General features: G+C 43.2%; 9 protein-coding genes. 5 read left to right on the forward strand and 4 right to left on the reverse strand.

The features are described 5' to 3' along the window. Positions 1–35: 35 nt before the first annotated feature. Both KW060_RS06825 and KW060_RS06830 read right to left on the reverse strand, forming a co-directional pair. Positions 36–677: an alpha-ketoglutarate-dependent dioxygenase AlkB gene (locus KW060_RS06825; protein ID WP_249035624.1), complete on the reverse strand. Its 642-nt coding sequence runs from the start codon at positions 675–677 to the stop codon at positions 36–38. Then, on the reverse strand, positions 664–1,341 hold the full coding sequence (locus KW060_RS06830; protein WP_249035625.1) for a 2OG-Fe(II) oxygenase: 678 nt from the start codon (positions 1,339–1,341) through the stop codon (positions 664–666). The genes KW060_RS06825 and KW060_RS06830 overlap by 14 nt, the downstream gene beginning before the upstream one ends. Positions 1,342–1,440: 99 nt before the next feature. Between KW060_RS06830 and KW060_RS06835 the strand changes: the two genes are divergently transcribed. From KW060_RS06835 to KW060_RS06850, 4 genes are all read left to right on the forward strand, one after another. Further along, positions 1,441–3,144 carry an amidohydrolase gene (locus KW060_RS06835; RefSeq protein ID WP_249035626.1) on the forward strand — a complete coding sequence of 568 codons (1,704 nt, stop codon included), beginning with the start codon at positions 1,441–1,443 and terminating at the stop codon, positions 3,142–3,144. Beyond that, complete coding sequence (locus tag KW060_RS06840) at positions 3,134–4,834, forward strand: amidohydrolase (RefSeq protein WP_274757329.1); 1,701 nt, start codon at positions 3,134–3,136, stop codon at positions 4,832–4,834. The genes KW060_RS06835 and KW060_RS06840 overlap by 11 nt, the downstream gene beginning before the upstream one ends. Next, positions 4,824–6,524, forward strand: a complete 1,701-nt coding sequence (locus KW060_RS06845) for an amidohydrolase (RefSeq protein WP_274757330.1) — start codon at positions 4,824–4,826, stop codon at positions 6,522–6,524. The genes KW060_RS06840 and KW060_RS06845 overlap by 11 nt, the downstream gene beginning before the upstream one ends. Positions 6,525–6,668: 144 nt before the next feature. Continuing rightward, complete coding sequence (locus tag KW060_RS06850) at positions 6,669–8,351, forward strand: amidohydrolase (protein WP_249034067.1); 1,683 nt, start codon at positions 6,669–6,671, stop codon at positions 8,349–8,351. A 341-nt stretch (positions 8,352–8,692) separates the two neighbouring features. Here KW060_RS06850 and KW060_RS06855 read toward each other — a convergent pair whose 3' ends face one another. Beyond that, entirely contained in the window at positions 8,693–9,103 is a 411-nt protein-coding gene (locus tag KW060_RS06855) for a glyoxalase superfamily protein (RefSeq protein WP_249034068.1), read from the reverse strand. 251 nt (positions 9,104–9,354) lie between these two features. Here KW060_RS06855 and KW060_RS06860 point away from each other — a divergent pair, with 251 nt between their 5' ends. Beyond that, complete coding sequence (locus KW060_RS06860) at positions 9,355–9,906, forward strand: DUF1579 family protein (protein WP_249034069.1); 552 nt, start codon at positions 9,355–9,357, stop codon at positions 9,904–9,906. A 4-nt stretch (positions 9,907–9,910) separates the two neighbouring features. Here the strand turns inward: KW060_RS06860 and KW060_RS06865 are convergent, their stop codons facing one another. Next, positions 9,911–10,813: a hypothetical protein gene (locus KW060_RS06865; protein WP_249034070.1), complete on the reverse strand. Its 903-nt coding sequence runs from the start codon at positions 10,811–10,813 to the stop codon at positions 9,911–9,913. Between the last annotated feature and the right edge of the window lie 95 nt (positions 10,814–10,908).

The raw sequence follows: 10,908 nt of genomic DNA on the forward strand, positions 1-10,908 counted from the left end.
TATGAACATCATGTTCAAAATAAGGTTGCCCTTAATTAAAGAGCTTTCCTGAACGTAAGGTTAATACGTTTATTTCCTGTTTTTGGATGATGTGCTGTCTCTAATTTTTTTACACCGTGATAAAGACGTCTGGCAGGGCCGCCAAAAATTAAGAGATCACCTGAATGAAGTGGAATGTTTAGTGGTTTCCCGCCACGTGTTTCGCCAAAAATTTGAAATATTGCACTGACGCCAAGTGACACCGATACAATCGGCTGGTCGAAATCTTGTTCATCTTGATCAATATGGGCTGTTAATCTGACGCCGGGTTCATAACGATTGATAAAACAGCTGTCGGCCACGAAATTATTAAAGCCTGCCTTCGCAGCGGCTTTTGAAATGATATTATTGATGTTCTGCGGAATGTCCGGCCAATTTTTTCCTGTGATAGGGTCGGACATTTCGTATCTGTATCCTTTTCGGTCGGAATACCATCCGCATTTGCCCATACTGCTGCCTGCGACGTTTATTTTTTTACCGCCGGGCGTTACCATATGACGAAAGGGAATTTCAGCAGTGACGTTTTTTACCACATCAAGAAATAATTCTTCATCAACATATGATCGAAATAGGAAAACACCTGGGGCGAGCTCTTCCATTGCTGGTGCAATTGTATCAAACAAATCATTTTGCATCATGAAGTATTATTCCTAGTGTATGTCTTCTGCCACTACGTACTTTGCTGACGCCATGACGTAATTTTGCCCTATAATAACCGCGTGATCCTTGTTTGGGAAATTCATTTACAGCAAAAATTATGGCTTCGCCTTGTTTTAAATTTTCAACATGAGCAACAGATTGCATGCGTGGTCTTTGTTCAACCAGTGTAAACTCACCACCAGAATAATCATTTGAATCTGATAACATGATGGCGACTTGGTATGGGAAATGGATTTCACCGTATAAATCTTGATGCAATGTATTAAAATCATCCGGTCCATATTTTAGGATTAATGGAGTAGGGCGGGTTTGATCATTGTCATGGCATTTTTTTAAATAGTCATCGTGATTATCTGGATATAGGTCGTTGCGTTCTAATCTTGCTGACCACTCTTTCGCAACTGGCCTTAATTCTTGATAAAAATGCTGTCTTAATTTTGTGATTATTTCGGGTAGTGGATATGAATAATATTTATATTCGCCTTGTCCGAAATTGTAGCGTTTCATATTTATGGTACTGCGATAAATATCACTGTTATAGTGATCACAAATTTCCTTGCATTTCCCTGGGGTTAACACACCGCTTAATTTTACAAAACCGTTTTGCAAAAGTTGGTTTTTCCAGTTCGTTTGTGCTTGCATGATGGGCGATTCCTTCTTAATGTCGTAACAATATAACAACAACAGGATGGCAACTATCCGAAAGTTGCGAAATTATAAAATGGGACATGGGAGAAAACATTGTTTTTCAAGAATAAACTTTTAATCGGGGCCGCTAGTCTTGTGCTTGCTGCCTGCGGTGGAGCAGATCAATCATCTGAAACGGCAAGTGCGTCGTGCGAGGCAGCAGATACCGTTTTTCATAATACGCTTATTTACGTAGCGGATGATGCCAACTCAACAGCCGAAGCAGTAGCGGTTAAGGACAGCAAGATCGTATTTGTTGGCAGTAATGCGGACGCGGCAAATTATATGTGTGGGGATGCGCGTGTAATCGATATGGCGGGTAAATTTATGTATCCTGGATTTACCGACAGCCATCAGCATTTGGCCGGGATCGGTGTACGTCAGAAAAACGTCAACCTAATGAATATTACAACGCTGGCCGCAACAGTAAAACGCATTGAAGAATATGCGGAAGATGTCGACGAAGGCGATTGGATTTTAGGACGTGGTTGGATCGAAAGCGATTGGACCGATGAACAGCGTTTCTTAACAAGGCACGATGTTGATTATTTTAGCGCGGATAAACCGCTTTATATCCGTCGCGCGGATGGTGTGTCGGCCTTTGCCAATTCGAAAGCATTTGAAATCGCGGGTATTACTAAAGATACACCGGATCCATATGGCGGGACAATTGAACGTGATGAAAATGGTGAACCGACAGGTTATTTGATTGCCCGTGCTATGCCATTGATTGAAAAACATCTGCCAGCAGAAGATTATGCATATGTAAAAGATTCCGTTGAACGTGGTCTTAAATATAACGCAAGTCTTGGTTGGACACAGACACAAGATGCGGGCATGTATATGGAAGAGTTAAAAGCGCTTAAAGAAATTCAATCAGAAGGTAATCAGCTTCATCGCGTATATGCAGCAATCGAGTTATCCGAAGCATGGGATATCTTGAACAGTGGTCGTGAACTTCCTGAAGATAATATGATTACCGTACGTGGAATTAAAATGTATATCGATGGTACATTGGGCTCACGCGGTGCTGCGCTTCTTGAAAATTATTCAGATGCGGATAATAGCGGGCTTATCACCCGTAAAAAAGAAGTGCTTATGCCAGTAATGCAGGAAGCACTTCGCAAAGGATTTCAAATTGAAATTCATGCGATTGGTGACCGTGCGAACCGTGTGATCCTTGATTGGTATCAAGAAGCATTTGATAGCGTATCAAAAGAAGAATGGATGGAAGATAACCCAAGATGGCGTATGGAACATGCGCAGATCATTCACCCGGACGATCAAACGAGGTTTATTGATTTGGGAATTATCCCATCTATGCAACCAAGTCACGCGATTGGCGACCTTCACTTTGCGATGGACCGCTTGGGACCAGACCGGATTTCATATGCATATCCTTGGAAAACAATGGTAAACCTTGGTGCCAAGGTCATTGGTGGATCAGACAGTCCGGTTGAAATTGGTGACCCACGTATTGAATTTTATGCTGCGGTTGCCCGTAAAGACTTAACCGGTTATTCCGGCGAAGGTTGGCATCCTGAACTGGCGTTAAGTCGTGATGAAGCGCTGAAAATGTTCACAGCATGGCCGGCATATGCATCATTCCGTGAAGATGTACTTGGTACAGTTGAAGTAGGGAAATTTGCTGATTTTACTGTCTTTAACAAAGATATCATGACCATTCCTGTTGAGGAAATTATGGAAAGTGAAAATGTAATGACAGTTGTCGGAGGAAACATCACCTATGAAAAATAAATTGTTAATCGGGGTGGCAAGTCTTGCACTTGCCGCTTGCGGGGGATCAGAGCAATCATCAGAAATGGCCGCAGCGGAATGCGTTACGGCTGATATGGTGATGCATAATACAACCATTTATACCGCAAATGATGATCAATGGACGGCCCAGGCCGTAGCGACATTAGGTGATAAAATTATTTATGTCGGTGATAACGCTGGCGCAGAAAAATATATGTGCGGCGAAGCCGATATTATGGATATGTCTGGTAAATATGTTTATGCCGGATTTACTGACAGTCACCAACATGTTGAAGGGGTCGGCAAAAGACCAAAGACATTAAGTCTTTTTGGAATTAGTACATTAAAAGAAACTGTTGATGCGATTGAAGCATTTGCCGCCAATGTGCCTGCGGGTGATTGGGTGCAGGGTCGTGGTTGGATCGAACGTGAATGGACGGACGAGGAACGTTTTCTAACCAAACATGATGTTGACCCGTTCACAGCGGATAAACCACTGTTTATGCCGCGTGCGGACGGTGTTTCGGCGCTTGTGAATAGTAAGGCATTGGAACTAGCGGGTATTACAAAAGATACGCCCGACCCACAAGGCGGGAAATTTGAACGCGATGCAGACGGCACGCCAAATGGATATATCCTTGCCACGGCCATGAGCATTTTTCGCGACATTATTCCACCGGAAACTCGTGAATATAAAAAAGACAGCCTGACACAGGGTATGTATGAAAATGCCAAGATGGGATGGACCAATACCCAAGATGCAGGTATGCCATACGTCAATGTGGAACTAATAAAAGAAATCCACGCAGAAGGCGGTATGTCCACACGTATTTATGCAGCGGCAAATGTTGCAGAAGCTTGGACAATTCTTGAACGTGGTCGTGAAGTAACAGAAGACAATATGTTCGATCTACGTGGTATTAAGGTTTATATCGACGGAACACTTGGTTCACGAGGTGCGGCACTTCTTGAAAATTATAGTGACGCAGATCACAATGGTTTCATGAACCGCACGACCAAGGAAGAACTTGAGCCGATCCTGCGTGAAGCACTCCGTAAAGGAATTCAGGTTGAAACCCATGTGATTGGTGACCGTGCAGTAAGATCATTACTTGATTGGTACGAGGAAGCATTTAATGATGTGCCAAATGAAGAGTGGGCGGTTCCAGACCCACGCTGGCGACTTGAACACGCACAAATCATCCCGGCGGAAGATCAGGAAAGATTTGTAAATCTTGGAATTATCCCTTCTATGCAGCCATCACATGGCATTGGTGATTTGAATTTTGCGCCGGACCGACTTGGCCCTGACCGTCTTGGTCATGCGTATCCCTGGCAACAACTTGTTGATCGTGGTCTTATGATCCTTGGTGGTTCTGATGCACCGGTTGAAATGGGTGATCCGCGCATTGAATTTTATGCAGCGGTGGCGCGTAAAAGACTTGATGGATCATCTGGTGAGGGATGGCATCCGGAATTGGCGGTAAACCGCGAAACAGCGCTTAAAATGTTTACAATTTGGCCTGCGCACGGCGCATTCCAAGAAGATATCCGTGGATCGGTAGAAGTAGGTAAATATGCTGATTTTACCGTTTTTGATAAAGATTGGTTAAAGGTGCCGGAAGCCGAAATTCTGACATCTGAAAACCTAATGACCATAGTGGGTGGAAAAATTACCTATGAAAAATAAAATGTTACTAGGGGTGGCAAGTCTTGCACTTGCCGCTTGCGGGGGATCAGAGCAATCATCAGAAATGGCCGCGGTGGAATGTATCGCTGCTGATATGGTGATGCATAATACAACCATTTATACCGCAAATGATGATCAATGGACGGCCCAGGCCGTCGCGACATTAGGTGATAAAATTATTTATGTGGGTGATAACGCTGGCGCAGAAAAATATATGTGCGGCGAAGCCGATATTATGGATATGTCTGGTAAATATGTTTACGCCGGACTTACCGATGCCCACCAACATGTTGAAGGCTTGGGTAAGCGTACCAAAAACCTGAATTTGTTTGGTATCCCCACGTTACGAGAGACCGTAGACACAATTGAAAATTTCGCAGGTACTATTCCGGATGGGGAATGGGTGCAAGGTCGTAGCTGGATTGAACGGGAATGGACAGACGAGAAAAGATTTTTAAATAAACATGATGTTGATCCATTCACAGCCAATAAACCGTTATTTATGCCACGTGCAGATGGCGTGTCGGCACTTGTGAACAGTAAGGCGCTTGAACTTGCTGGAATTACCAAAGACACACCTGATCCACTTGGCGGAAAATTTGAACGCGAAGCGGATGGTACACCAAATGGTTACATCCTTGCGACAGCGATGGATATTTTCCGCGCCATTATTCCACCGGAAACACCAGCTTATAAGAAAGACAGTGTAAAACGGGGAATGTATGAAAATGCCAAAATGGGATGGACGCAAACACAGGATGCGGGCATGCCATATGATGTTGTGGAACTTGTTAAAGAAATTCACGCTGAAGGCGGCATGCTGACCCGTATTTATGCTGCTGCCAATGTTGGTGAAGCATGGACCATTTTGGAACGCGGCCGTGAAGTGACCGATGATAATATGTTCGATCTTCGAGGTATTAAGGTTTATATCGATGGCACATTGGGATCACGAGGTGCGGCGATGATTGAAAACTATGCTGACGGTGATCATAATGGTTTTATGAACCGCACAACCAAAGAAGAGCTTGAACCGATCCTGCGTGAAGCATTACGTAAAGGAATTCAGGTTGAAACTCATGTGATCGGTGACCGCGCGGTAAGATCGCTTATGGATTGGTACGAAGAAGCATACCGCGATGTACCAAAATCCGAACGCGCAATTGAAGAACCGCGTTGGCGACTTGAACATGCGCAGATTATTCAGCCAATTGATCAATTGCGATTTAAACCGTTAGGTATTATTCCGTCAATGCAACCAAGCCACGGTATTGGTGACCTTAACTTTGCACCGGACCGTCTTGGCGCTGAACGTCTTGCATATTCATATCCATGGCAATCACTGATTGATCAGGGCAATATCATTGCTGCTGGATCAGATGCGCCTGCGGAAATTGGTGATCCACGCATTGAATTTTTCGCGGCTATCGAACGTACTAGGCTTGACGGGTCATCTGGGGATGGATGGCATCCAGAACTTGCAGTATCACGCAATACGGCATTAAAGATGTTTACAATTTGGCCTGCTGTTGCAGCGTTTCAAGAACACCTTCGTGGCAGTGTTGAGGTTGGTAAGTATGCTGACTTTACAGTCACGGACCGCGATTGGATGACTGTACCGGCCGCTGATATTTTAACGTCAGAAAACCTTATGACGATTGTTGGTGGAAAAATCACTTATCAAAAATAATAATTTTCGATCAATCATGTACCAAAAGTAATGATTGGTCGATTATTTGTCATCTAATGACGATGAATATGGCTTGCTTAAAATTGATTATTTTATAAAGTCATATTCATCAATATAGGGGGAACAATTATGGGAAAAATATCAATGAAAAAAACGTTATTGTCTGTATCCGCACTTGTTGCATCTTTTGCAATGGGAAGCGTTGCAAATGCTGCGTGTAAAGACGCGGATATGGTAATTTACAACACCAAAATTTATACGGTGAATAAAGAACAACCAACCGCCGAAGCTGTTGTCGTAAAAGACAGCAAAATTGTTCATGTGGGCTCAAACGCCAGCATTCAGGATTATATGTGTGGTAGTGCGGCGCTTTATAATCTTGAAGGACGTTATGTATATCCGGGTTTTACTGACGCACATGTTCACGTAAAAAATATTGGTCGCCGTGAATACCTTCTAAACTTACAAGGTATTGATGATCTTCAAACCATGATCGATAAAACCCGCGAATATGCCGCAGGTGTAAAAGACGGTGAATGGTTGCAAGGTGGTCGCTGGATCGAGAAAAAATGGCCGGAAAAACGTTTTCCAACCCGTCATGACATTGATCCGTTCACAAAAAATAAGCCGGTTTATTTAAAACGTGCTGCTGGCCATTCGATCCTGACCAATTCAAAAGGTCTGGAAATAGCCGGAATTACCCGTGATACGCCGGATCCTGATGGCGGTCATATCGTAAAGGACGAAAATGGCGAACCAACAGGCATGCTTGTTGATAATGCAATGGAACTGATCGAAAGACATATTCCAGAAGCAAGCTATGAACAGGAAAAAGCATACATCCAAGCGGGTATCGATTTTATGACCCGTATGGGCTGGACGCAAATTCAGGAAGCAGGCGGAAGCTATGCTGATGTTGAAATTATTAAAGACATCCATTCCGAAGGAAAACTTGGTACACGTATGTATTATGCGATGTGGATGGGTGAAGAAGGTAATCGCCTGATCCGTGAGGGTCGTCAGATTTCAGAAGATAACATGATCGACATCGCAGGTATTAAATATATGGCTGATGGCGCGCTCGGATCACGTGGTGCGGCGATGCTTGAACCATATAGTGATGATCCGCATAACCATGGTCTTGTGCTCATGAAACGCGAAACATCTGTACCAGTACTTATTGAGGCGTTGAAAAAGGGTATTCAAATTGAAACACACGCCATTGGTGACGCCGCGAACCGTGACGTACTTAACTTTTATGAAGAAGCCTTTAATGCCGTACCACCAGAAGAGCGTCATTTCGCAGACCCACGCTGGCGTATTGAACATGCACAGATCATTCATCCGGATGATCAGCAGCGTTTCATCGACCTTGGTGTGATTATGGCGATTGAACCATCAACGGTGAAGGGTGATCTTTATTTCGCGATTGACCGTATTCAGTCAAACCGTCTTAATTACGCTTATCTTTGGAAATCAATGATGGAAAAAGGTGCGGTTGTTGCTGCGGGAACAGATGCACCGGTTGAAATTGGTGATCCACGTATTGAATTTTATTCACTTATCCAACGTACGGATTGGAACGGTTACCATAACAAAGATTGGCATGTGGAAGAACGCATTACACGCGAAGCAGCGCTTGAGATGTTAACATTAACCAATGCATATGCCGCCCGTCAGGAAGATATCCGTGGATCAATCGAGGTAGGGAAGTTAGCTGACTTTACCATTTTTGACCGTGATATTATGGAAGGCGCGCCGATTAAAGTGATGGACGCAACCAATGTTATGACAGTTGTTGGCGGTAAAATTACTTATCAAAAATAATGTAGCTGATTTTACATTATTCAATAAACATATTATGATGATCCTGGCGGAGTATTTCGCCGGGATTTTTTTGTATATGTTTGTAAGTGTTCTGTTGCGTACTGTGTTGATGGAAAGCAATGATATTGGAGGCATATATGCAATCGCCATGGAAACCGGTCCTGTTGGTATTGGTTATTATCGCACCGGTTGTTTACTATTTCGAGGTTGAGAGACAGGGCAGGTGGGATGTCACTCACATTCAGGATTGGGTCGTTGAAAACTTTTCAGGGACAACGGGATATAGGTAATTTTCTTAAAAAAATAAGTGCTATTCCAGTTTCCTAGAATAGCACGAAAATTCACTGTATATTCAGAATGTTATCCGGATTACCTTTGTAATCGACGCTTCTAAGATCACCATTAATTGTTGATGAAATACGTTGGCGGAAGTTGCTGAATAATTCGGATTTTACCACATCAATCGCTTCGTCCATCATCACGGTATATCGGCGGTTTTCACTGTTTGAAATGACCGATGAATTCAAAATAGTGCCGCGAAAATTATGACCAAGATAAGTGCCCATCACACGGTCACCGACCGCAGGCCATTTAACGTTACTTTTTATTGATGCGGATAAAGTATTCCAATCGCGGTAGCCATGTTGTTTGGCTATCGCCTCAAGCGCTGCACTATGGCTTAATTTAATATTCTGATCGGATAGATATTCACGCAGGCGTTTAGCTTGCGATTTTAAATTTTCAATATTCATTGTTATCTCCATTCATATGGATGATACCGACAGGGGCCCGCATTGCTGTTTGGTCCATATATGGATAAACAAAATATTTCTTTTCAAGGAATTCACCTTGCTTTCGCTGCGGGCGGCTGGCTTCCCTAAGGCCGAGAGGTTTAATAAGTGCTAATCACATTTTAGTCAAGTGGTTGTGTTAAGTCTTGCGATGATTATTTATGGTGTTAGTATGCCTGCGAGAACAGGGAGTTATTAAGGAAAAAATAAAAATGATTATTAAATCAATAATCAGGTTCGTGCTCGTACTGCAATTTTTGTTTCCAGTATATGCGAATGCGAAATCTGTATTACATGAAAAAATGGGCAAACTTTCAACACTCGTTGGGGACTGGTCGCAAGAACATTATACGTATTCCGAAGAGGGTACATGGGAAAAAACGGGGACATCAAACCTGAAATTATCAAAATCACTTTCGGATTTGATGATTAGCGGCGAAACACGGGATATGGTTCCTGCGGAAGGAATGAACCTGGAATTATCATTCACTTATGATTTATACCGCAAAATATACAGAATGTCCGTTGTTGATAGTATTTATGGGTTAATGGATATTTACGAAGGTGAATTTAATCAAGATGGCCATTTGATGCTGACAAACATCAATAAGGATACATTTTTCCCTGTTGAAAATGGCGCCATGCATTTCAGGTTTACATTCAAAGATGATGATCCGGATAAAATTTCCTGTTTCATTGAACAAACAAGCGATGCAGGTGAGAAATGGTCACCCATGCTTAATTATATCATGACGCGGCAGTAAATAATTACTGTCCGCCTCTAATCCTATCGTTAGCACCACCGTCAAATGCCATCGGGATAACCGGGCATTCAGGGTTGGTGGTGTTTTCGCCAGTTGCCTGAATATCCAAAAATGTTGATGCGGCATAGGTAACGATGATTTCTATGCCTTCGTAAACAGCGGTTTCCATGTTTGAATGTTCAACTTCAAGCATATGACTTTGTCCGGGGTTTAATGCGGATGCTGGTATGGTAAAACCGCTTTCACGGTAAGTTAGAGCGCCGGGATCAAATGCATGGCCGCTATGAACTGTTTCTTGGCCCATACAATTGCCAAACATGGCATAAATCATGTCATCAATGATTTTATCATCGTCCGCTGCGCCCTTTGCAAATGGTGACCATGTCACAAGCAAATCCTGATCCGGATCAATGGCTTTAGGGTAAGCAATCTGGCCGTTTTGGGTTAATGTTAAACTTATCGGACCGGGATTAAGACTTTCATCACCATCACGGGTGAATGTTGCAGGCATATTTTCAATGCGCCCGTCAGGGGTATCGAATGAGAAATGGTATGTTGCATCCGGAAAAATGGCATCCAATTGTTCAATGGTTTCTGTGCGTCCGCCTGTCAGGTATCGTGCTTCTTCATCAGAAAAGCTTAACCCCTTTGCCGCATTTGCGGGGCCAGTCAAAATGCCATTCATTACGGTGCCGCCCGCGGCAACTGCCTCTTTCGTTTGGAAGATTTCAGCAAAAAATACTGTGTTTAGCATTTTAAGTTCGCCTGACCATTCCTGGCGTGTGTTTACCGATTTTCCGATGACAACATAATCTGCGTGATCTGATGGTGTGCCTGTGGGTGCCGGATTTTCATCCGCGCATGCAATTAAGGCGAATAGAGGAATGACTGTAAATGCGTTTTTCATGAATAATTTCCATCCATTTATTTTTAAAGGACGTTATCAAGGAAAAAACATTCTCGCAAGGCTTTGCATCCGTGGCGGGGAGGGGAAGCGATAAT

The sequence above is a fragment of the Pseudemcibacter aquimaris genome (assembly GCF_028869115.1).
Taxonomy (GTDB): Bacteria; Pseudomonadota; Alphaproteobacteria; order Sphingomonadales; family Emcibacteraceae; genus Pseudemcibacter; species Pseudemcibacter aquimaris.

Bases quoted from the DNA above. Each gene is read 5' to 3' on its own strand.
- KW060_RS06825 (WP_249035624.1), bottom strand. From the start codon at position 677: ATGATGCAAAATGATTTGTTTGATACAATTGCACCAGCAATGGAAGAG.
- KW060_RS06845 (WP_274757330.1), top strand. From the start codon at position 4,824: ATGAAAAATAAAATGTTACTAGGGGTGGCAAGTCTTGCACTTGCCGCT.
- KW060_RS06855 (WP_249034068.1), bottom strand. From the start codon at position 9,103: ATGAATATTGAAAATTTAAAATCGCAAGCTAAACGCCTGCGTGAATAT.
- KW060_RS06840 (WP_274757329.1), top strand. From the start codon at position 3,134: ATGAAAAATAAATTGTTAATCGGGGTGGCAAGTCTTGCACTTGCCGCT.
- KW060_RS06865 (WP_249034070.1), bottom strand. From the start codon at position 10,813: ATGAAAAACGCATTTACAGTCATTCCTCTATTCGCCTTAATTGCATGC.
- KW060_RS06850 (WP_249034067.1), top strand. From the start codon at position 6,669: ATGAAAAAAACGTTATTGTCTGTATCCGCACTTGTTGCATCTTTTGCA.
- KW060_RS06830 (WP_249035625.1), bottom strand. From the start codon at position 1,341: ATGCAAGCACAAACGAACTGGAAAAACCAACTTTTGCAAAACGGTTTT.
- KW060_RS06860 (WP_249034069.1), top strand. From the start codon at position 9,355: ATGATTATTAAATCAATAATCAGGTTCGTGCTCGTACTGCAATTTTTG.